General features: G+C 71.6%; 23 protein-coding genes and 2 tRNA genes. 16 read left to right on the forward strand and 9 right to left on the reverse strand.

The genetic code is table 11. The features are described from left to right. The first annotated feature begins 193 nt into the window (after positions 1–193). The 4 genes from proB to BLR04_RS35135 all read left to right on the forward strand — a co-directional run bounded on the left by proB (position 194) and on the right by BLR04_RS35135 (position 4753). Positions 194–1312 carry a glutamate 5-kinase gene (gene proB, locus BLR04_RS35125; RefSeq protein ID WP_393502269.1) on the forward strand — a complete coding sequence of 373 codons (1119 nt, stop codon included), beginning with the start codon at positions 194–196 and terminating at the stop codon, positions 1310–1312. Positions 1313–1387: 75 nt separating this feature from the next. Then, a complete protein-coding gene (locus tag BLR04_RS35130; protein ID WP_090773492.1) occupies positions 1388–2659 on the forward strand; it encodes a glutamate-5-semialdehyde dehydrogenase in 1272 nt (423 codons plus the stop codon). A gap of 50 nt (positions 2660–2709) precedes the next feature. Beyond that, a complete protein-coding gene (locus BLR04_RS41050) occupies positions 2710–2886 on the forward strand; it encodes a hypothetical protein (protein ID WP_176903438.1) in 177 nt (58 codons plus the stop codon). 82 nt (positions 2887–2968) lie between these two features. Further along, complete coding sequence (locus BLR04_RS35135) at positions 2969–4753, forward strand: serine/threonine-protein kinase (protein WP_090773493.1); 1785 nt, start codon at positions 2969–2971, stop codon at positions 4751–4753. 101 nt (positions 4754–4854) lie between these two features. On the opposite strand, the gene BLR04_RS35140 is transcribed toward BLR04_RS35135, so the two are convergent. After that, positions 4855–5886: a M48 family metallopeptidase gene (locus BLR04_RS35140; protein ID WP_176903439.1), complete on the reverse strand. Its 1032-nt coding sequence runs from the start codon at positions 5884–5886 to the stop codon at positions 4855–4857. Positions 5887–5972: 86 nt separating this feature from the next. On the opposite strand from BLR04_RS35140, the gene nadD reads away from it, so the two are divergent. The 3 genes from nadD to BLR04_RS35155 all read left to right on the forward strand — a co-directional run bounded on the left by nadD (position 5973) and on the right by BLR04_RS35155 (position 7700). Continuing rightward, the gene (gene nadD / locus BLR04_RS35145; protein WP_090773494.1) at positions 5973–6587 is read left to right on the forward strand and encodes a nicotinate-nucleotide adenylyltransferase; all 615 of its coding nucleotides are present in this window, start codon (positions 5973–5975) and stop codon (positions 6585–6587) included. Positions 6588–6678: 91 nt separating this feature from the next. After that, the gene (rsfS, locus tag BLR04_RS35150; protein WP_090773495.1) at positions 6679–7074 is read left to right on the forward strand and encodes a ribosome silencing factor; all 396 of its coding nucleotides are present in this window, start codon (positions 6679–6681) and stop codon (positions 7072–7074) included. After that, positions 7071–7700 (forward strand): histidine phosphatase family protein, encoded by a 630-nt coding sequence (locus tag BLR04_RS35155; RefSeq protein WP_090773496.1) that lies wholly within the window; start codon positions 7071–7073, stop codon positions 7698–7700. Before rsfS ends, BLR04_RS35155 begins: the two co-directional genes overlap by 4 nt. Here the strand turns inward: BLR04_RS35155 and BLR04_RS35160 are convergent. Further along, entirely contained in the window at positions 7697–8887 is a 1191-nt protein-coding gene (locus BLR04_RS35160; protein ID WP_090773497.1) for an FAD-dependent monooxygenase, read from the reverse strand. The genes BLR04_RS35155 and BLR04_RS35160 overlap by 4 nt on opposite strands. Positions 8888–9047: 160 nt before the next feature. Here BLR04_RS35160 and BLR04_RS35165 point away from each other — a divergent pair, with 160 nt between their 5' ends. Both BLR04_RS35165 and BLR04_RS35170 read left to right on the forward strand, forming a co-directional pair. Beyond that, positions 9048–9965, forward strand: coding sequence for a TetR/AcrR family transcriptional regulator C-terminal domain-containing protein (locus BLR04_RS35165; RefSeq protein ID WP_090773498.1), 918 nt, complete (start codon positions 9048–9050; stop codon positions 9963–9965). A gap of 66 nt (positions 9966–10031) precedes the next feature. Continuing rightward, positions 10032–10104 (forward strand) — tRNA-Ala (locus tag BLR04_RS35170). A 61-nt stretch (positions 10105–10165) separates the two neighbouring features. Here the strand turns inward: BLR04_RS35170 and BLR04_RS35175 are convergent. The 6 genes from BLR04_RS35175 to BLR04_RS35200 all read right to left on the reverse strand — a co-directional run bounded on the left by BLR04_RS35175 (position 10166) and on the right by BLR04_RS35200 (position 14849). Continuing rightward, positions 10166–10519 carry an SPW repeat protein gene (locus tag BLR04_RS35175; protein ID WP_090773499.1) on the reverse strand — a complete coding sequence of 118 codons (354 nt, stop codon included), beginning with the start codon at positions 10517–10519 and terminating at the stop codon, positions 10166–10168. Between the two features lie 222 nt (positions 10520–10741). Then, positions 10742–11029, reverse strand: a complete 288-nt coding sequence (locus BLR04_RS35180; protein WP_090773500.1) for a hypothetical protein — start codon at positions 11027–11029, stop codon at positions 10742–10744. Between the two features lie 96 nt (positions 11030–11125). Then, positions 11126–11719 (reverse strand): hypothetical protein, encoded by a 594-nt coding sequence (locus tag BLR04_RS35185; protein ID WP_090773501.1) that lies wholly within the window; start codon positions 11717–11719, stop codon positions 11126–11128. Between the two features lie 37 nt (positions 11720–11756). Continuing rightward, positions 11757–13553 (reverse strand): Na+/H+ antiporter NhaA, encoded by a 1797-nt coding sequence (gene nhaA / locus BLR04_RS35190; protein ID WP_090773502.1) that lies wholly within the window; start codon positions 13551–13553, stop codon positions 11757–11759. Positions 13554–13581: 28 nt separating this feature from the next. Continuing rightward, positions 13582–14271, reverse strand: coding sequence for a GAP family protein (locus BLR04_RS35195; protein ID WP_090773503.1), 690 nt, complete (start codon positions 14269–14271; stop codon positions 13582–13584). A gap of 83 nt (positions 14272–14354) precedes the next feature. Continuing rightward, the gene (locus BLR04_RS35200) at positions 14355–14849 is read right to left on the reverse strand and encodes a 2-thiouracil desulfurase family protein (protein WP_090773504.1); all 495 of its coding nucleotides are present in this window, start codon (positions 14847–14849) and stop codon (positions 14355–14357) included. Positions 14850–14922: 73 nt separating this feature from the next. Here BLR04_RS35200 and BLR04_RS35205 point away from each other — a divergent pair, with 73 nt between their 5' ends. The 6 genes from BLR04_RS35205 (at position 14923) to BLR04_RS35230 (ending at position 18608) form a co-directional block, all read left to right on the forward strand. Then, a complete protein-coding gene (locus BLR04_RS35205) occupies positions 14923–15285 on the forward strand; it encodes a hypothetical protein (protein ID WP_090773505.1) in 363 nt (120 codons plus the stop codon). Next, the gene (locus BLR04_RS35210) at positions 15282–15659 is read left to right on the forward strand and encodes a hypothetical protein (protein ID WP_090773506.1); all 378 of its coding nucleotides are present in this window, start codon (positions 15282–15284) and stop codon (positions 15657–15659) included. The genes BLR04_RS35205 and BLR04_RS35210 overlap by 4 nt, the downstream gene beginning before the upstream one ends. Positions 15660–15690: 31 nt before the next feature. Continuing rightward, positions 15691–16290, forward strand: a complete 600-nt coding sequence (locus BLR04_RS35215) for an SRPBCC family protein (RefSeq protein ID WP_090773507.1) — start codon at positions 15691–15693, stop codon at positions 16288–16290. Between the two features lie 122 nt (positions 16291–16412). Then, positions 16413–17627, forward strand: coding sequence for a CynX/NimT family MFS transporter (locus BLR04_RS35220; protein ID WP_245740876.1), 1215 nt, complete (start codon positions 16413–16415; stop codon positions 17625–17627). Between the two features lie 12 nt (positions 17628–17639). Beyond that, a complete protein-coding gene (locus BLR04_RS35225; protein WP_090773508.1) occupies positions 17640–18467 on the forward strand; it encodes an alanyl-tRNA editing protein in 828 nt (275 codons plus the stop codon). Positions 18468–18535: 68 nt separating this feature from the next. Beyond that, positions 18536–18608, forward strand: a tRNA-Ala gene (locus BLR04_RS35230). Between the two features lie 20 nt (positions 18609–18628). Here the strand turns inward: BLR04_RS35230 and BLR04_RS35235 are convergent. Further along, entirely contained in the window at positions 18629–19054 is a 426-nt protein-coding gene (locus BLR04_RS35235; protein WP_090773509.1) for a VOC family protein, read from the reverse strand. Positions 19055–19146: 92 nt separating this feature from the next. On the opposite strand from BLR04_RS35235, the gene BLR04_RS35240 reads away from it, so the two are divergent. Then, complete coding sequence (locus BLR04_RS35240; protein ID WP_090773510.1) at positions 19147–20091, forward strand: helix-turn-helix transcriptional regulator; 945 nt, start codon at positions 19147–19149, stop codon at positions 20089–20091. Positions 20092–20113: the final 22 nt, after the last annotated feature.

A 20113-nucleotide genomic window follows, 5' to 3' on the forward strand; every position in this document is an offset into this window, starting at 1 on the left:
GCTGGTGATGTTGGTTATGGGACGCGGCGATTTGTGGGCCCTGAGGGGGCGTGGGCTGCGTTCATGTGTCCGGGTTCTGCTTGATCGATGGTGAGGGAGGGGTGGTAGCTGCGGTGGCGGTGGTGCTTGCGGGGCTGGTGGGCCGGGGTCGGGGGATCCGGGGTAGGGGGCGGGAGCGGATAGGCTGCTAGACGTGCGGGAACAGATCGCCTCTGCTTCGAAAGTCGTGGTCAAGGTCGGCTCCTCCTCGCTCACCACCCCTCAGGGCACGATCGACGTCGACCGTGTCGACGCCCTGGTGGACGTGCTGTCGGCGCGGCGCCGTACCGGGACGCAGGTTGTCCTGGTCTCCTCCGGGGCCATCGCTGCGGGCCTCGGCCCGCTCGGGCTGAGCGCGCGACCGCGCGACCTGGCGACGCAGCAGGCGGCCGCATCCGTCGGGCAGGGGGTGCTCGTCGCCCGCTACACCTCGTCCTTCGCCCGCTATGCGCTGCGGGTCGGGCAGGTGCTGCTGACGGCCGACGACATGATGCGGCGGGTTCACCACGCCAACGCCCAGCGCACCCTCAACCGGCTGCTCGAGCTGGGCATCGTGCCCATCGTCAACGAGAACGACACGGTGGCCACCGATGAGATCCGGTTCGGCGACAACGACCGGCTGGCGGCGCTCGTGGCCCATCTGATCCACGCCGACGCGCTGATGCTGCTGTCCGACGTCGACGCGCTCTACGACGGCCCGCCGAGCCGTCCGGGCACGCGGCGCCTCGCGGAGGTCCGCGGCCCCGAGGACCTCGCCGGGGTCGAGCTGGGCAGGAACGGCGCGGCGGTCGGCACCGGCGGCATGGTCACGAAGGTGCAGGCCGCCAGGATCGCCACCGGCGCGGGCGTGCCCGTGGTGCTCACCGCCGCCGCCCACGCGGCCCAGGCGCTCGCCGGAGCCGAGGTCGGCACCTACTTCCACCCCGACGGCCGGCACCCAGGCACGCGCCTGCTGTGGCTCGCGCACGCCACCACCGGGCGCGGCCGGCTGTATCTCGACGGCGGTGCGGTCGAGGCGATCGTGGCGCGGCGCAAGTCGCTGCTGCCGGCCGGTGTGACGTCGGTGGAGGGCGAGTTCGCCGCGGGCGACCCGGTCGACCTGTGCGGCCCGCAGGGGTTCGTGGTGGCCCGCGGGCTGGTCAACTTCGACGCGACCGAGATCCCCGGCCTGCTCGGCCGCTCCACGAAGGAGCTGGCGAGCGCGCTGGGTCCGGAATATGAACGCGAGCTGATCCACCGTGATGACATCGTCATACTGGAAACCCAGAGCTGAGGTCCGTGCCGCCCGACGGGGGCGGCACGGGCGCGGCGATCCGGGCACGTCGGCCCTGAGCAGCGGAGCGGAGCGATGAGCACTGAGTTCCTGAAGGTCGCCCACGCGGCACGAGAGGCCGCCGCCGAGCTTGCCCCGCTGCCGCGGGCGCCGAAGGACCACGCGCTGCGCGTGCTCGCCGACGCGCTCGTCGCACGCGCGGCGGAGATCGTCGAGGCCAACGCCCGCGACGTCGAGCGGGCCAGGGCGCAGGGCACCGCGGAGACGATGATCGACCGGTTGCGGCTCGACGAGTCGCGCGTCGCGGCGATCGCCGACGCCGTACGCCAGGTGGCCGACCTGCCCGACCCGGTCGGCGAGGTCGTCCGCGGCTCGACGCTGCCCAACGGGCTGGAGCTGCGCCAGGTCAGGGTGCCGATCGGCGTGATCGGCATCATCTACGAGGGCCGTCCCAACGTCACCGTGGACGCCGCCGCGCTCTGTCTGAAGAGCGGCAACGCGGTGCTGCTGCGGGGCTCCTCCAGCGCGTACGCCTCCAACACCGCCCTGGTGCAGGTCATGCAGGAGGCGCTGCAGGCCACGGAGGTGCCCGCGGAGGCGGTGCAGCTCGTGCCGGGGCAGACCCGTGACTCGGTCAAGGAGCTCATGCGGGCCCGCGGGCTGGTCGACGTGCTGATCCCGCGTGGGGGCGCGTCCCTGATCAACTCCGTGGTCGAGGAGTCGACGGTGCCGGTCATCGAGACCGGCGTCGGCAACTGCCACGTCTACGTCGACGCCGAGGCCGACGTCGAGCTGGCCGTGCAGATCCTGCTCAACGCCAAGGCGCAGCGGCCGTCGGTGTGCAACGCGGCCGAGACGTTCCTCGTCCACGAGGAGATCGCCGACGCGTTCGTGCCGCGGGCGCTGGAGGCGCTGCGCGAGGCCGGGGTGACCGTGCACGGCGACGAGCGGATCGCCCGCTACGGCGAGGTCGTGCCCGCCACCGAGGACGACTACCTCACCGAGTACGTCTCCCTCGACATCGCCGCCGCGGTCGTCGGATCGCTGGAGGAGGCGGTGACGCACATCAGGCGGTACGGCTCGGGGCACACCGACGCCATCGTCACCCGCTCGCAGCGGGCCGCCCGCAGGTTCGTCGCCCTGGTCGACTCGGCGGCCGTCGCGGTCAACGCCTCGACGCGGTTCACCGACGGCGGCGAGTTCGGGTTCGGGGCCGAGATCGGCATCTCCACGCAGAAGCTGCACGCGCGCGGCCCGATGGGCCTGCCGGAGCTGACCTCCACCAAGTGGATCTATACGGGTGAGGGGCATTTGCGCACGTCAGAGGGTACGGTGGTGGCCGGTTAGGCGGCGTGTCGGTCTGACCGGCGCCGGGCGTCGCGGGTTGACTGGCAGGCATGGAAATCGTCGTCGCCCTCGTGTTCTCGGCCGCGGTGCTGTTCGGCGCCGACCGGCTGCTGCTCTGGCTGGAGAGCCGCGGTCACATCAACTGGCGCAGGACCGAGCGCCGTCCGCTGGCGGACGCGCCCACGGTCGAACTCGACCGCATGCTCACCGAGCACACTCGCCGGTAAACCTTCGGCGTGCCGCACGCGGCAGAACAGGAACCGGCGCTAGGGTTGTGTCCCTTATGGGCGCGCCCGGCGGGGAGGGACGGTGAGCAAGCTCGGCAAGGTCGGGCCGTACACCTTGGTCGAGCGGCTCGGCCGGGGTGGGATGGGTGAGGTCTATCTCGCTTCCACCCGCCGCGGCGAACAGGTCGCGCTGAAGGTCCTGCACGATCTGGCAGAGGACACGACCGCGCGGGTGCGGCTGGAGCGCGAGGTGCGCGCGCTGCGCCGGGTCGAGAGCCCGTACGTGGCCAAGGTGCTCGATGCCGACCTCGACGGCGCCCGCCCGTACCTCGTGATGGAGCACATCGAGGGTGTCACGCTGCTCGAACGCGTGCGCCGGAGCGGGCCGCTCGGGGTGTCGGAGCTCGTCGACATGGCTCAGGGCATCGCCGCGGCGCTGGCGATCATCCACGCCGCCGGGGTCATCCACCGCGACCTCAAGCCGGGCAACATCATCATGGGCGCCGAGGGGCCGGTGCTGATCGACTTCGGCATCGCCCAGGTGCTCGACGCCACCCGGCTCACCATGACGGGCACGTTCCTCGGCACGCCCGGTTACACCGCGCCCGAGATCTTCGCCGACGAGCAGGTCGACTCGCCCGCCGACATCCACGCGTGGGCGGCCACGGTGGCGTTCGCGGCGACGGGACGGCCGGCGTTCGGGCGGGGGACGGCCGAGGCGCAGATGTATGCGGTGCTCAACGGGCAGGCCGACCTGAAGGGCGTGCCCGTGGAGCTGTTGCCGCTGGTGCGGGCGGCGCTCAACCGGGAGCCCGGCAAGCGCCCCACGGCGGCGCTGCTGGCCGACCGGCTGTCCCGGCTGGCCAAGGCCAGCGCGGCCGACGCGGAGCCTTCCCCCGCCGGCGGGCGCGCCGCCGACGCGGCGGAGGAGGGCGGCAACAAGGGGACGGCCCTGCGCAGCAGGATCTCCGAGGAGGCGCGGTCCGCGCGAAGCCGGCCGAACCCGATGCCGTCCGAGGGGAAGGTGCCGGCGCCGAGGACACGTACCGGGAGCCGGGCCGTGCCCGACGGCAAGGGTGCCGCGGTGGCGCGCGCGAGGACGGGCACGGAAGGCAAGGGCGCGCCGGGCAAGGGCACTGAGGGCAAGGGCGCGGCGGCGCGCGGGCGTACCCCGGCTGAGAGCCAGGTTCCGGCGCCGCGGGCGCGGGCGGGCGGCGAGAAGGTCACCGGGCCGCGGCCCAAGGCGGCCACGCCGCGCCAGCGCACCGCCGCCGCGGTCAGGAGTCGCGCCGCGGCGGCCAAGCCGCAGGAGCGGCGTACGGCCGGGGCGCGGGCCCAGTCGTCGACGACGCTGCCCGCGGGCAACGGCGCGCTGCTGCTGCTCGCCGTGCTGGCGGTGCCGTGCGTGGTGGTGACCGTGATCTATCCGATCGCGTCGATCGCGATCACGACGGTGCTCGTGGTGCTGACCAGGTCGCTGTGGATGAGCCACTGGATGGTCAGGAAGCGCAGCGCGCGGCGGACGCGGGCGGCGCTGCGGGTGCTGTTCTTCCCGGCCGCGCTGACCGGGGCGGCGGTGACCGCCGTCGTGTGGCCCGGCCTGCCCGTCGCGGTGGCGGCGGGCGGGGCGCTCTGGGCGACCGGTGGCGGGCAGATCGACTCGAGCTGGTGGCAGCAGGCCGCGCCCGTCACGGTGGCGGGTGTGGTGTTCGGGATGCTGTGCGGCGGGGTCACCGGCCGCGAGATCGAACGGATCGGCCAGCGGCTGCCCGACCTGCGCCGGGACGGGTTGCGCGCACTCGCCGTGCTGGGCGGGTTCGTCGCCCTGTGTGCGGCGGCCGTGCGCGCCATCGCTCTGCTGCTCTGACGCGCTGTACCGGGGTGTGTGTGGCCCGCCGCCTGCCGGTGACCGGTCTCGGCGGCGGGGCGCGGCTGATCAACCGGATCGGCCGCGTACCGGTGATCCGGTCAGCCCTGGCTGCCGTCGCGGCGGGAGAAGCGGTTGAAGATGCGCTCGCCCGCGTTCACGGCGCCCTCGGCCACGTCGCGCAGCACCCCGATGAACGGGTCCTGCGACTGCGACCAGGAGGCGCGGTAGGACTCGGCGGCCGCCTTGATCTCGTCGGTCACCCGCGCGTCGGAGTCGTCCTCGCGGCGCGGGTAGTCGCCGGCGATGATGCGGTCGTACTGGCCGCTGCGCTGCCACTTGTCGAGCTCCGCCACGCGCACCACGGCGAACGGGTGGGTGGTGCCGAGCAGGTTGAGCACCTTGAGGAAGCCGTCGCGCAGGTCGCCCGCGGTGTCGTACTCGTGGAACTGCTCCAGGAACGCCTCGATGTTCATCTCGTGCATGTAGGCGCCGCCCGCGAGCTTCATCAGCGCGCGCTTGCCGGCCTCGGGGTCCTGCCCGACGAGCAGGCCGCCGCGGTCGGACGACAGCTCGGACTTGCGGTACCACTCCTCGAGGCCCGCGACGATCGCGCGCAGGCCGATGTAGCCCAGCGGGATCCAGGCGACGCGGGTGGCGAGGGTGGTCAGGATGTCGAGCATCGTGCGGTAGACCGCGTGCCCGGACAGGATGTGGGCGGTCTCGTGGCCGATGACGAAGCGCTGCTCCTCCTCGTTCATGAGGTTGAGCAGGCCGGTGGTCACGACGATGAACGGGTCGTCGAAGCCGATGGCCTTGGCCTGGACCCGAGGGTCCTGCTGGATGTAGATCTCGGGGATCCGGTGCAGGTCGAGGGTGTAGGCGGCGTCGCGGCCCATGTCGTAGACGGAGCGGAACTGGGTCTCGCTGACGCGTACCGCTGACGCCAGGTACATCAGGCGGAGCCGGCGTTCACTGACGAGACCGGACATCTGCTTGAGAACAGTGTCGAACCCGCTCAACTTGCGCAGAGCGACCAGTGCGGACCGGTCTGCGGGGTGTTCGTAGGCACGGGACGAGATGCCGGGCAGTTGGACGCGGTTGCGGTCCGGGGTGGTCGTCATGCCCGGCATGCTACGTCCGTAACTGGGGCTGTGCGCGGCCATCACCGAGGGGGTCCCGTCATGTTGTCCTGATGCGTCCGCGTAAGGTCCGTTTCATGAAGAATGCGCCCAGCGTGCAGGGGAAGTCCCGGGTGGGGGTGATGGGCGGGACGTTCGACCCCATCCATCACGGGCACCTTGTCGCCGCCAGCGAGGTGGCTCACCACTTTCAGCTCGACGAGGTCCTGTTCGTACCGACCGGGCGGCCGTACCAGAAGTCCGGGCGCGACGTGTCGGCGGCCGAGGACCGGTACCTGATGACGGTCATCGCCACCGCTTCGAACCCTCGTTTCTCGGTCAGCCGCGTGGACATCGACCGTCCTGGGCCGACGTTCACCATCGATACTTTGCGTGATATTTCGCGAATTTATGGGCCGGACGTTGAGCTGTTCTTCATCACCGGCGCGGACGCGCTCGGCGCGATCCTCGGCTGGCAGGACGCCGACGAGCTGTTCCAGCTCGCGCACTTCGTCGGCTGTACGCGTCCGGGGCACACGCTGCACGACCCTGGCCTGCCGGAGGGCCGCGTGACGCTGCTGGAGATCCCGGCCCTCGCCATCTCGTCGTCCGAGTGCAGGCAGCGGGTCGCCAAGGGGGAGCCCATCTGGTACCTCGTGCCTGACGGGATCGTGCAGTACATCAACAAACGGGGCCTCTACCAGGCCGGTTGACGGTGGCGGCCGCGCAGGTGAGGGGTGACGGCCCGGAAGGGTACCCTCAACGTATAGGCATGCTGCCGACACAGGAGGACAGACCCGCATCGTGACCGCTTCTGAGAGATCCGTCCAGCTCGTGCGCATCGCCGCGGAGGCCGCGGCCGACAAGCTGGCCGATGACATCCTGGCCTACGACGTGAGCGAGCAGCTCGTCATCACCGACGCCTTCCTGCTCTGCTCCGCCACCAACGACCGGCAGGTCCGCGCCATCGTCGACGAGATCGAGGAGCGGCTGCGCACCGAGGCCGACGCCAAGCCCGTACGCCGCGAGGGCGAGCGTGAGGGCCGCTGGGTGCTGCTCGACTTCATCGACATCGTCGTGCACGTCCAGCACGAGGAGGACCGTACGTTCTACGCGCTCGAGCGCCTGTGGAAGGACTGCCCGGCCATCCCGCTGCCGGAGAGCGTCCTGCAGGCCAACCTGCAGCGGGCGCGCTCTTGAGCAAGAGGATCGTGTGCCTGCGGCACGGGCAGACGTTGTGGAACGTCGAAGAGCGCTTCCAGGGGCACTCCGACATCCCCCTCGACGAGACTGGCCTCGCGCAGGCCGCCAGGGCCGCGTCGCTGCTGGCGGCGCTGCGCCCCACCGTGATCGTCTCCTCCGACCTCCAGCGCGCCCACGAGACGGCGCTCGCGCTGGCGCGGGTCGCCAAGCTCGACGTGGCGGTCGACAAGGACTTCCGCGAACGGGGCGGCGGCGCGTGGGAGGGGCTCACCCGCGAAGAGATCGCCGCCCGCTGGCCTGAGGAGTACGTCTCCTGGGACGCGCCGGGCGGCGAGTCCGTCACCGAGGTGGCCGTCCGGGTGGGGGCCGCCCTGCGCCGGTGGGCCGCCCGCCTCGACGACGACGGCCTGCTCGTCGTCGCCTCGCACGGCGCCGCGCTGCGGCTCGGCATCTGCGACCTGCTCGGCCTGCCCGAGAGCCTGTGGCCGGCGCTGGGCGGGCTCGGCAACTGCTCCTGGTCCGTCCTGCAGGAGGGGCGCAAGGGGTGGCGGTTGCTGGAGCACAACGCCGGCACCCTTCCCGAGCCGGTCCACAGCGACGACCGGCCCGACGTCCAGGTCTAGGATCGCGCCCGTACGGCTTGGGGGCCGTACGGATAGTCCTTGAGGGTGATCGCCGCGGCGGCGCGGTCGGTCATCCGCTTGATCAGGCTTTTCCCCGGCATGTACGGAAGCATCCGCAACACCTGGTTGCGCCGCCAGATCCGCGACCTAGTCGCGGGCACCAGGAACCTGTCGGCCCCGCGTGCCTGGCGGTGGCAGACGGCGACGTAGGGGCGCAAGACGTCCTCGTAGCGGGCGAACGCCGTCCGGTGGTCGCCCGCCGTCGCGAGTTCGCCCGCCAGCACGTACGCGGCGACCAGCGCCAGGCCGGTGCCCATGCCGCCCGGTCCGGGGGCATAGCCCGCGTCGCCCAGCAGCACCACCCGGCCGGACGACCAGCGGGGCAGTACGACCTGCGCCGCCGGGGAGAAGAAGAAATCCGGTGCTCTGCGCATCTCGTCCAGCAGGCCAGGGATCTCCCAGCCGAGGCCGTCGAAGGCGGCCGCGATGAGCTGCTCCTGCTGGGCGCGGTCGCCGTGGTCGTAGGCGAGCGGGGGCGAGGCGAAGTCGAGCGCGACCCGGGTCCGGCCGGCGGCGCTCGTGATCGTGGCACATCGGCCTGGGGCGCTGAACATGACGCCCGCGTGGTCGAGGCCGTACGTGCCAGGGACGGAGAAGACGGCGCCGTACATCCCCAGGTGGTGCAGCGGCGGCGAAGGGAAGGCAAGTCCGCGGACCCGGGAGCGGATGCCGTCGGCACCCACGACCAGGTCGAACGTGCGGGGCGCGGTCCGTTCGAACGTCACCTGGACGCCGTCGCGGGTCTCGGTCAGCGAGGTGATGCTGTCGTCGAAGTGGTACTCGGCGTCGGCGGCCGTCTCGTGCAGGATGCGGCTCAGGTCGCCGCGCAGGATCTCGACCTCGCCGCTGAACGCCTCCGAGGGCAGGCTCGACCGGTGCCTGCCTGTCTCGTCGACGATGGTGATGGCGCCCATGCGGGTCTGTGCGCGGCGTACGGCGTCGAGGATGCCCATGCGGTCGAGCACCCGCAGTTGCGGGGCGCCGCGGAAGTCGACGGCCTGGCCGCCCGGGCGGATGCCCGGCGCCCGCTCCACGACGGTGACGTGGTCGCCCTGGCCGGCCAGCCAGTGGGAGAGCGCGGGGCCGGCGATGCCCGCGCCTGAGATCAGCACCCTGCGAGCACGCATCGCGCGCCTCCTTTGTCTACGGTGTACGCGGACCGTAGGCCTGTGGTCGCCGGCCAGGCAATACGGTGATCTCTTGCACTAGTGCTCCCGTCTGTGGTCAGGTGGGAAGAGGGTCTGGGATTCGCCTGGTGCACTAGAGCACCCCCGGAGGGGCAGGCAGGTGACGCGGGAAGAGGCGCCGTACCTGGTGATCGCCGCGGAGCTGCGGCGGCGGATCGCCGCCGGGGAGCTCGCGGCGGGCGACAGGCTGCCGTCCACCCGGCAGATCGTCCGTGAGTGGGGTGTGGCGATGGCGACCGCCACCAAGGTGCTCAGGAGGCTGCAGGAGGAGGGGCTCGCGCAGGCACTGCCCGGCGTGGGGACGGTGGTGGCAGGGCGCGGGGCGCCCGCCTCGCGTGCGCAGGATCTCACCCGGCAGCGCATCGTCCGCGCCGCCATGGACGTCGCCGACGCCGAGGGGCTGGCGGCCGTCTCCATGCGCCGGGTCGCCGCCGACCTCGGGGCCTCGGCCATGTCGCTGTACCGGCACGTGGCGGACAAGGACGAGCTGGTGCGGCTGATGGCCGATGCGGCCTTCGGCGCGGACCCGCCGTCCGGACCCGTCCCGCGCGGCTGGCGGCCGCAGCTTGAGCAGGCGATGCGCCGGCTGTGGCGGATCCACCGGCGCCATCCGTGGCTCGCCCACGCGGTCTCGCTGACCCGTCCGGAGTTCGCTCCGCACGGGATGGCGCACACCGACCGGCTGCTGCGGGCCGTGGACGGCCTCGGTCTCGACGCCGACGCGATGATGCAGGCCGTCCTGTCCCTGGTGAGCCTCGTCCGCGGGGCGGCCGTCAGCCTGGAGGCCGAGGAGCAGGCGCGTACGGAGACGGGCGTCACCGGGGACGAGTGGATCCAGGCCCGGGGCGCGGAACTTGACCAGGTGCTCGCCACGGGGGCCTTTCCCACGCTGGCCAAGGTGGCGTCGCGGCCCGAGCTGGACCTGGACGTGGACTCGGTCTTCGAGTTCGGCCTGCGCCGGCAGCTCGACGGCCTCGCGGTCCTGGTGGCACGGGCCAGGGACGGGCGCCGCGATTAGGCGAATGGGGCCGGATGGCTATATGCTCTCGGAGCGCCGCAACGGGTGGACCTGACGCGGTGACCAGGGGCTATGGCGCAGTTGGTAGCGCGCCTCCATGGCATGGAGGAGGTCTGGGGTTCGAATCCCCATAGCTCCACCCCTCGGGCACAGAAAAGGCCGGGCCGTTTCGTACGGGCCCGGCCTTTTTCCGTTGTGTGTCAGTGCTGGATGACGTGATGGTGCGCTGCCTTGCTGGCGGGCACCGCCGTGAGGCTGAGGATCACGGTGAGCGCGCCGACGACCCAGGACGTCCACGACGCCGCTGTGCTTTGCGTGTACGTGATCACCCACGGTGCGACGAAGAGGAGAACACCCCACAGGGTGTTGAGCCATTCCGTCGCGACCACTCCCGGATTGGCCAGGGAGACGAGCGAGGTGAGAGCTATGAGGATGCCCAGCACGATGAGGCTGGGCGTCGCGCCCGACGTTCCGTGGACCCAGATCGAGGAGAGTGCCGCGTAGATGCCGGCGACCAGGGTGACCCAGTCCTGCCAGCGTGTCCAAGCCTTCATGAGAACCTCCGCCTTGTGGCGTTCGTGAGGCTGGCCTGTTCGGTCAGTCGTGATCCGCACAACTTCCGGAAATGTCCTGGCATTCCAGTAGTACGTGTGACATTACGCACTGATTCCGGAAGTTGTCTTCCTTGTTTACGCATATCCAGATCGAAGGCGTTTCCACGCGGCTGGCGTAGATCCTTGGCAAAGGTCGCTGGTCGGGGGAGTGCCTTGTGCCGCTCAGGGGCTGTCGAGGGTGTGGGCCGTGGCGTTGTCGGCCCAGAGGATCACCGCCACGGCCACCGCTGCGACGAGAAGGAGGAGGCTGCCGGTCACGACGACCCACCACCATGCGGACTTGGGTGGTTTGGTCGCGTAGTGCGACACGTCGGGCAGCATGTCGGGGGTGTACGGGAGCCGCTGCGTGTCGGGCGTCTCGGCCGAGGGAGGCCGGGCGGGGCGGGGGATGCGGTGTCTGACCGTACGGTCGGGGTCTGGTTCCGGCGGGCCGGGCTGCTGTGGAGTCATGATCCCCTCAGACGCGCGAAGACGATGCCGAGATCTGTGGGGACATTGCACATCGCGTCCCGCGGTGCCGTCCATACGTGAACGGCACCCGGTCCGTCAGGTGATGAACTTACTGCTGCGGCCAACCGGGTTGGGCGCCCTGCGGAGGGTGGCCCGGCTGCTGCCAGCCGGGCTGCCCCTGCTGGGGCCGGCCGGGACGCTGCTCACCGGGCTGACCCCAGCCGGCGTTCTGCTCGCCGGAGTGGCCAGGATGCTGCGCGCCGGGCTGCTGCCGGCCCATGTGCTGCTCACCGGAGTGGCCGGGCTGGGGCCAGCCGGCGTGCTGCGCGCCAGGGTGGCCGGGGTGCTGTGCGGCTGGGTGGGGCCACGATGCGGGCTGGGGGGCCGGGCGCGGCGGGCGATCACGGCCCAGATCAGCAGGGCGATCCCGCCGATGCGCAGGATCAGGGTGACGGCGGTGAACACCATCGAGGCCATCAGGCCTCCGCTGAGGCTCGAGACCAGTGACGGAAGCACCAGCAGCATCACGGTGCTGAGCACCATCTCCAGCAGGAGCACGAGGAACCCTGCCATGCCGATGGTCGCCGCGCGTCCGTGTTCGTGCCGGCGCGTCCCGGCAAGGACGGCCCCGGCGATCAGCACGACGGCCAGGGCGATCTGGAACAGGGCCGGGATTACTGAGTACAGCAAGGCGACTCCAGCGCGTACGGTGACGGAACCGCTGACGCTACGGCGATTCGCGGATTTCTTCCACCGCCCTGGTGATCGAATCCAGGTCGAGTGAACCTTCGTAACGCCGTCCGTTCAGGAAGAGCGTCGGGGTGCCGCGGACGCCGCTGTCGCGTCCGGACGTCTCGTCGAGCCCGATCCTGGCGACGTGGCGCGACACGTTCCCCCAGGCGTCGACGGCCAGTTCGGCGGCGTAGTGCTCGAGGTCGGCGTCGGTGAGGAAGCGCTGGTTGTCGTACAGGATGTCGTGCATCTCCCAGAAGCGGCCCTCGTCGGCGGCGGCCTCGGCGACGATCGCGGCCGGCGCCGCCCGGGGGTGCAGGGTGCGCAGCGGGAAGTGCCGGAACACCAGCCGGACGTCGGGGTTCTTGCGGAGGACCTCCTCCAGCACCGGATGGATCCGGCCGCAGTAGGGGCACTCGAAGTCGGCGTACTCGACGATCGTGACGCGGGCTTCGGCGGGACCGCGCACGTGGTCGCCTGGCCCGACGGGAACCGTCAGGGTGACGGGCAGTTCCTCGCTCGGCTCGGCCTCGGGCGGTGCGCACACGCCGCCGCGATCCCACGCGAGCTTGAAGATCAGCCAGCCCAGCGCGGCCGACAGCAGCGAACCGGTGAGAATCCCGATCTTCGCCTGGTCGTGCAGGACGGGGTCCTTGAAGGCCAGGTCGACGATGAACAGCGCCACCGTGAACCCGATGCCCGACACGGCCGCGCCGCCGAGCAACTGCCCCCAGACGAGGTTGCCCGGCAGGATCCCCCACCGCAGGCGCAGCGGCAGCCACGTGCCCAGCGAGATGCCCACGAACTTGCCCAGCAGCAGCCCCAGCATCACCCCGATGGCCACGGGGGAGGTGGCCGCCGTCCGCAGGGCCTCGCCGTCGAGCCGTACGCCCGCGTTGGCCAGGGCGAAGACGGGCACGATCACGTAACTGCTCCACGGGTGCAGGCGCAGCTGCAGCCGCTCGTTGACGGAGACAGCCCGCTGCACGCGCCGCGTCGCCTCCCGGGCGGCCCGCGCGCTGGGGGTGCTGGTGAACACCTGGACGGCCTCGCCGGCCAGCAGCAGCTTGTGGTCGGTGGGCGCGTACACGAAGACGAGGATGCCGAGCGCGATGCCGACCAGCGTCGGGTGGATGCCGCTCTGCAGGGTGGCCACCCACAGGGAGAACCCCAGCACGATGTACGCGGGCGCCCGCCAGATCCGCAGCCAGCGCAGGGTCACGATGGCCGCCAGCAGCAGCGCGGCGATGAGGAGCGCGGGGACGGACAACTGCTCGGTGTAGAAGACCGCGATGATGAAGATCGCGAGGACGTCGTCCACGATGGCCAGCGTCAGCAGGAACGCGCGCAGCGGGTCGGGGCAGCGGGCCCCGGCCACCGCCAGCACGCCGAGCACGAACGCGGTGTCGGTGGCGATCGGCACGCCCCACCCGCCGGCCCCCGGCCCGCCCGCGTTGAGGATCAGGTAGATCCCGGCGGGCACGAGCATGCCGCCGAATGCGGCCACCGCCGGCACGGCGACGAGCCGCCGGTCGCGCAGCTGGCCGAGCCGGATCTCGTACGAGACCTCCAGCCCGATGAGGAAGAAGAAGACGGTCATCAGGCCGTCGTTGACCCAGTGGCGTAGGTCGAGCGAGAAGGCGGCGTCGCCGAAGGAGATGCCCATGGGCGTGTGCCAGAAGGCCTCGTAGGTGTGGCTCCATGGCGAGTTGGCCCACACCAGCGCCAGCACCGTGGCGGCGAACAGCACGCTCGTGCTGCCGGCTTCGGTACGCAGGAACGCCCGCAACATGACAGATCTCCCCCCGGAGATTCTGATCCTAGGTGGGCTGCGAGAAGAGGTACGTCACCGCGTCACGGATGAGCAGGATGCCGACGATCGCCACCGCCCAGCTCGCGGCCGAGGCGGAGTGCTTGCTGAGCCAGCGGCGCAGCCGTTCCAGCCTGGGCTCCAGCCGCTCGCCGGCCGCCGCGCGCAGCCCGATGATCACCAGGATGGGCAGGATCATGACCAGTGTGTACGCCGCCAGCGCGGGCAGCCACTGCGCCGCCACCAGCCCGGACGTGGTCATCAGACCGATCGCCGCGAGATAGGGCACCATCGTCGCGACCTCCAGCACGGCGGCGGTCAGCCCGAGCATCACCATCGTCGCGGGGCCGCCCACCCGCGGCTGGAGCTTCAGCTCGGGCTTGCCGCGCTTGGCCCGCCACTTCGGGTCGAGCCGGTAGCTCAGCACGATCAGCGCCACCCCGGCGACGAGCTGCGCGACGTACGCGGGCCGGCTCTGCAGCACCTCGCCGAAGGCGTCCATCACCACGCCGACCCCGAGCATGAGCGCCACGCCCACGAGGAAGTAGAACGCCGACACGGTGGCCAGGTAGACCGTCAGCCGCCAGGTGCGCGGGCGGTCCAGGGCGAGCACCAGGTAGAGGGGGATGATGAGGGTGCCGAAGCTCGTACTGTCGACCAGGGCGAGAGCGGCCAGACCGAGCAGCAGTCCGATCGTCATGGGGCAATCCTGCTGAACGTGGGCGTCGCCGCGCCTCCTTCGGCGGGCGGAGTGCAGCGTACACCTTCTGCACCAGCGGTGGCCTACGTCTCCAGGGTGCGCAGGTAGGAGGCGGCTTCGGGGAGCTGGTCCTCGGTGAAGACGCGGATGCCGTGGCTCTCCAGCAACGCCGTCGTGACGCCCTGCCCGGGGGCGCGGCGTCCGGTGAACGTGCCGTCGTACACCGACAGCGCGCCGCACGAGGGGCTGCCCTCCTTCAGCACCGCCACGCGGACGCCGTGCGCCCGCGCCGCGGCGAGCGCCGCGCGCGCCCCGGAGAGGAAGGCGTCGGTCACGTCGGACCCGTCACTCGCCAGCACCCGGGCCTTTCCTGCGAGCACGGACGCGCCGCCCGCGCCGCCCTCGATCTCGGCCGCGGGCCGGGGGACCGGCAGGCCGCCGGACACCTCCGGACAGAAAGGCACGACCCGCCCCTCCCGCCGCCACCCCGCGAGCACGGCGTCGGAGCTGGTCTTCGCGCGCCCGTCGTAGCGCACCTTGCGGCCCAGCAGGCAGGCGCTGACGAGGATGCTCTGCACGTTCTCGATCCTACGGGCGGTCTGACCGGGACGGAATCGAGGGCGACCATGCCGGGCGGTAGCCTTGGCCGCGATGAACACCGTCGTCTCCACGATCGTCATCGTCGTCGCTGTAGTGCTGACGCTGATGAGTCTGATCACCGCCATCCGCGACCGGCCGATGGGCATGGTGCTGCTGGTCGGCTTCGCCGTGCTCGAAGTGGCCGTCCTGGTCCAGGCCGGGTTCGTGATCGCGGCCGTGGCGGGCGGCGGCGGGCCCGACGACAAGGTCACGCTGTTCGGCTACGTCGGCGGACAGGTGCTGATCCCGCCCGCCGGGGTGTTCCTCGCGCTGGCAGAGCGCAGCCGGTGGGGCACGGCGATCCTCACCGTGGCCGGGTTCGCGATCGCGGTGATGAACGCCCGTCTGCTGCAGATCTGGCAGGGCATGGCGTGACCACCACCATCGGCGCCGGGCCCGGGCGCGCGCTGCTCGCCGTCTACGGGCTGTTCTCGCTGGCGGCGGGGGCGCGCGCGGGCGTGCAGATCGCCCTGCGGTTCGGTGAGGCGCCGCTCGCGTACTCGCTGTCGGCGTTCGCCGCGGTCGTCTACATCGTGCTCACGGTCGCGCTCTGGCGGGGCGCGCGCCGCCTCGCGCTCGTCGCGCTCGGCATCGAGCTGGCGGGTGTGCTGGTCGTCGGCACGCTCAGCGTCCTCGATCCGGCCGCGTTCCCCGACGCGACCGTCTGGTCGGCGTACGGCCAGGGCTACCTGTTCATTCCGCTCGTGCTGCCGCTCGTGGGCCTGTACTGGTTGCTGCGCAGGCGTTAACGCGCGCCGCGCACGGGCAGACGCCCACCCCATGAGCATCATCGAACACGCAGAAGACGTGCGGGTCCCCGTCAGGGTGGCCTACGACCAGTGGACGCAGTTCGAGAGCTTCCCCGAGTTCATGGAAGGCGTCGAGTCCGTCAAGCAGCTCGGCGACACGCGTACCGCGTGGGTGGCGGAGATCGCCGGGGTGCGGCGGGAGTTCGAGGCCGAGATCACCGAGCAGCATCCGGACGAGCGCGTCGCCTGGCGCAGCCTCGACAGCCCCCGGCAGTCGGGTCTGGTGACCTTCCACCGGATCGACGACGACACGACCAGGGTCACGCTCCAGATGGAGTACGACCCCGAGGGCTTCGCCGAGACCGCGGCCGACTGGCTGCAGCTGGTCCGCATGCGCGTCGTCGGTGACGTGAAGCGGGTCAAGCAGTTCGTCGAGTCGCGCGGCCGGCGCGGCGACGTGCCAGGGCCGCATCACAAGGGCTCGACGTACGACGGAGGGGGAACCGTCCCGCCGGGCACGGTCGGCGGCGATCTGCCGCAGGGTGGCACGCTGCCTCCTCCGGGGCCGGGCCTGCCTCCAGAGGGGCCGCTGCCTCCCATGCCTCCGCAGGGGCCGCGCCCCATCGTGTGACCGTCCGCTGAGGAGATCCCCGGTTGCCTTGACCGAGGGTTTTCCTTGTCCAGGAATAAATCTTCCGCTGCCTCCCGTTAGGCTGATGATTCATCCCATGATTAGATAAGTAGAGGTTTGCAATGAGCGCGCTCGCCCACGAACCGCGAGGCGGGTCAAGGTCCCTGGGCTGGCTGGTGATGCTGGGCATCGTCCTGGCGGCGCTCAACCTGCGTACCGCCGTCACCAGCGTAGGACCGCTCCTCGGCGAGATCGCGCGTACGCTCGGCATGTCCAGCGTGGGCACCGGGCTGCTGACCACGCTGCCGGTGCTGTCCTTCGCCGGGGTGGGGGCGATCACCCCGACGTTGTCGCGGCGCGTCGGCGAGCACCGGCTGCTGCTGCTCGCCCTCGTCACGCTCGGCGCGGGCCTGCTGGTACGGGTGCTGGTCGACTCGGCCCCGGTGTTCCTGGTGAGCAGCGCGGTCGCGCTGTCCGGCGGAGCCGTCGGCAACGTGCTCATCCCGACGCTGATCAAGCGTCACTTCCCGTCCCGTACCGGGTTCATGACCACCGTCTACACCACGGCCCTCGCGGTCGGCACCATGCTCGCCGCCGCGGCCACCGTGCCGATCGAGCAGGTGTCGGGCGACTGGCACGTCGCTCTCGGGGTGTGGGCGGCCCTGGCCGTCGTCTCCGCCATTCCGTGGCTTGCGCTGCTGCGCAGTGAGCCGGAGCGGGACACCGGCCGCCGGGACGAGGGCATCCGCGCCCTCCTGGGCAGCCGCCTGGCCTGGACGATCGCCGTCTACTTCGGCACCCAGTCGATGGTCGCGTACATCATGTTCGGCTGGCTCGCCACCATGCTCAGGGACGCCGGGTACGAGTCCGGCGAGGCCGGGCTCATCGTCGGCATCTTCACCGCGCTGAACATCCCCGTGTCGATGGTCGTGCCCGCGATCGGAACCCGTTTCCGCGACCAGCGGCCGGTCGTGGTGGCGCTCGTCTTCTTCTACGTCCTCGGGTTCACCGGGCTGTGGGCCGGGCCCGCCTCGCTGGCGCTGCTGTGGGTGTCGTTCGTGGCCGTCGGCATGGGGTCGTTCCCGCTCGCGCTGATGATGCTCGCCGCGCGCACGCGCACTCCGGAGAAGACCGCCGCGCTGTCGGCGTTCGGGCAGAGCGTCGGCTACCTCATCGCCGGAGCCGGCCCCCTGCTGGTCGGTGTGCTGCACGACGCCACCGGCGGGTGGTCGCTGCCGTACGCGATGATGTTCGTCGTGGTGGCCGTGCAGCTTGTCACCGGCCTGTACGCCGGCCGCGAACGCTACCTGGAGGACGAGCGGCGACCCGGCCGCTGAGAGAATCCTCCGGTGAACTCCACTCTCGTCACCTTTCCCGGCGGCCGTACCAGTGGCCGCTCGCAGATCGTCGGGGCCGTGCCGGTGGGGGGCCGGCACGGCCTCGTCGTCGCCGAGACGCCCTTCCACCCCCTCGACCACACCTGGCCCGACCAGCCGGGCGACCTCGGCACCATCGGCGGGCTTCCGGTGACGGCCTGCGTGACAGGGGCGCGCTCGGCCGAGGGGGAGGTCTTCGTCGGCGCCGACATCCCGGTGCGGCGCGGCGCCGAGGGGTGGCAGTGGCTCGTCGTCCACGTCACCGAACGGCCGCTGCCCGTCGGCGCGGAGGTCGAGCTGGAGGTCGACGCCGGCTTCCGCGCCGGGCTGTCCGCCGGTCACACCGCCTGCCACCTCGCCGCGCTCGCGCTCAACGCGGCCCTGGCCGGCCGCTGGCGCAAGGAGGTGCGCGCCGACGCGCTCGGGCACCCCGACTTCGACCAGGCCGCGATCACGTCCTCGCACATCAGCCCGTACGGCAGCGTCGACGTCTACCGGCTCGGCAAGTCGCTGCGCAAGAAGGGGTTCGATGCCGAGGGCCTCGACCCGGCGGAGGTCGCCCAGGCCGTGAACGAGCGGCTGGCCGGGTGGGTGGCCGCCGACGCGCCGGTGCGGGTCGACGTGCCGGGGCCCGAGCTGACCGCACGCCGTACGTGGCACTGCTCGCTGCCCCAGGGCGAGGCGTCCATCCCGTGCGGCGGCACCCACGTGCGGCGGACGGGGGAACTCGGCCGGGTGGAGGTCGCCCTGACCCTCGAGGACGCGGCCCTCACCATGCGCACCACCTGTGCGCATGGATAGCCGTACGGGTCCGGTTGGTCCGGCGTGACACGGGCACGCCGGAACTCCTATACACTTGTTGATCGCAAGGGGCTATGGCGCAGTTGGTAGCGCGCCTCCATGGCATGGAGGAGGTCTGGGGTTCGAATCCCCATAGCTCCACTCTTGCTCTCCCTGACACCTCACCCCTCCTGGTGGGGTGTTTCCTTTTCGGGCGTCGCGCCGGCGAGCACCTCCAGGTAGTGCGGGTTGCGCATGATGCCGAGCACGTTGCCGAACGGGTCCACCACCGACGCGGTGACGAAGCCCTCCCCGTCGCCCTGGTGCGTGATCGGCTGGTACTCCTCGGCGCCCATGGCGAGGAGCCGTTCGAAGACGGCCTCCAGGTCGTCCACGTGCCAGTGCATGATCGCGCCACCGCGGCCGGAGCCCTCGGGGGCGTAGCGGCTGTCGATCAGGCCGAACTCGTGCCCGTAGTCGCCGAGCCGGAACTCGACGTAGCCGGGCACCTGGTAGTAGGGCTCGACGCCGAGGAACTCGGTGTACCAGGCCTTGGCGGCCTCCAGGTCGGTGGCCCAGAAGTTGAGAGTCGCGAATCCGCGCAGCATGCCGGTCGTCCCTTCTTTCGGTGATGTCGTCTCGATTGTCGCGAGGTGAAGTGCTCAACGACTGAGCACTTTCGCGGAGGAGAATCGCGGGTGTGAGAGCCGATCGACTGGTGGCCGCCCTGCTCGTCCTGCAGGCGCGTGGGCAGGTGACCGCGGCCCAGCTGGCCAGGGAGCTGGAGGTGTCGGTGGCCACCGCGCGGCGTGACCTGGAAGCGCTCTCGGCCGCCGGCGTGCCCGTCTACGCGCAGCCCGGTCGGGGTGGCGGGTGGCGGCTGCTGGGAGGGGCGCGTACCGACCTGAGCGGCCTCACCGCGCACGAGGCCCAGGCGCTGTTCCTGCTCGTCGGCCCGGCCGCGCCCGCGGCCCCCGCGGTCAGGTCCGCGCTGCGCAAGCTGCTGCGGGCGCTGCCCCCGACGTTCCGGGCCGACGCCGAGGCCGCCGCGGGCGCGGTGGTCGTCGACCCCGCCCGCTGGGGCGAGCCGGAGCGGGAGCGGCCGGCGCCGGTCGAGGTGCTGCAGGACGCCGTCGTACGCCGCCGTACGCTGCGGATCGGGTACGAGGGCCGGCGCGGCGGGCCTGCCGAGCGGCTGGTCGACCCGTGGGGCCTGGTGGTCAAGGACGACGTCTGGTACCTGCTGGCGGGCACCGCGAACGGGCGGCGTACGTTCCGGGTGGACCGCATCGCTCGGATCGTGGTGACGGGGGAGACGTTCGAACGGCCGGCAGGCTTCGAGCCGGCCGAGGCGTGGGACGACGTCGTGGACGCGATGGAGCGGCGCCGCTCGGCCCTGTCCGCCACCGTGCTCATCGACCCGAGGTTCGTACCGATCCTGCGCGAGCACTTCGGCCGGCACTGCCAGGCCATGGGGACCGAAGCGGACGGGCGGGCGAGGGTTCGCGTCGCGGCGCCCGACGCGCTGACCGTCGCCGAGCAGCTCGCCGGGTGGGGAGGGCGCGTGGAGGTGGTGGAACCGGCGGAGGTCAGGGCCGAACTGGCCCGGATCGGCACCGAACTGGTCGAGCGCCACCACACCTGACGTCGATCCCAATAGGGGACGG

It is taken from the genome of Nonomuraea maritima, from assembly GCF_900100395.1.
GTDB classification, from domain to species: Bacteria; Actinomycetota; Actinomycetes; order Streptosporangiales; family Streptosporangiaceae; genus Nonomuraea; species Nonomuraea maritima.

What these genes read in the sequence shown, in the direction of transcription:
- BLR04_RS35130 (WP_090773492.1), top strand. Translation starts at nt 1,388, where the DNA reads ATGAGCACTGAGTTCCTGAAGGTCGCCCACGCGGCACGAGAGGCCGCC.
- BLR04_RS41050 (WP_176903438.1), top strand. Translation starts at nt 2,710, where the DNA reads ATGGAAATCGTCGTCGCCCTCGTGTTCTCGGCCGCGGTGCTGTTCGGC.
- BLR04_RS35140 (WP_176903439.1), bottom strand. Translation starts at nt 5,886, where the DNA reads ATGCCGGGCATGACGACCACCCCGGACCGCAACCGCGTCCAACTGCCC.
- nadD (WP_090773494.1), top strand. Translation starts at nt 5,973, where the DNA reads ATGAAGAATGCGCCCAGCGTGCAGGGGAAGTCCCGGGTGGGGGTGATG.
- BLR04_RS35160 (WP_090773497.1), bottom strand. Translation starts at nt 8,887, where the DNA reads ATGCGTGCTCGCAGGGTGCTGATCTCAGGCGCGGGCATCGCCGGCCCC.
- BLR04_RS35175 (WP_090773499.1), bottom strand. Translation starts at nt 10,519, where the DNA reads ATGAAGGCTTGGACACGCTGGCAGGACTGGGTCACCCTGGTCGCCGGC.
- BLR04_RS35180 (WP_090773500.1), bottom strand. Translation starts at nt 11,029, where the DNA reads ATGACTCCACAGCAGCCCGGCCCGCCGGAACCAGACCCCGACCGTACG.
- nhaA (WP_090773502.1), bottom strand. Translation starts at nt 13,553, where the DNA reads ATGTTGCGGGCGTTCCTGCGTACCGAAGCCGGCAGCACGAGCGTGCTG.
- BLR04_RS35195 (WP_090773503.1), bottom strand. Translation starts at nt 14,271, where the DNA reads ATGACGATCGGACTGCTGCTCGGTCTGGCCGCTCTCGCCCTGGTCGAC.
- BLR04_RS35205 (WP_090773505.1), top strand. Translation starts at nt 14,923, where the DNA reads ATGAACACCGTCGTCTCCACGATCGTCATCGTCGTCGCTGTAGTGCTG.
- BLR04_RS35215 (WP_090773507.1), top strand. Translation starts at nt 15,691, where the DNA reads ATGAGCATCATCGAACACGCAGAAGACGTGCGGGTCCCCGTCAGGGTG.
- BLR04_RS35220 (WP_245740876.1), top strand. Translation starts at nt 16,413, where the DNA reads ATGAGCGCGCTCGCCCACGAACCGCGAGGCGGGTCAAGGTCCCTGGGC.
- BLR04_RS35235 (WP_090773509.1), bottom strand. Translation starts at nt 19,054, where the DNA reads ATGCTGCGCGGATTCGCGACTCTCAACTTCTGGGCCACCGACCTGGAG.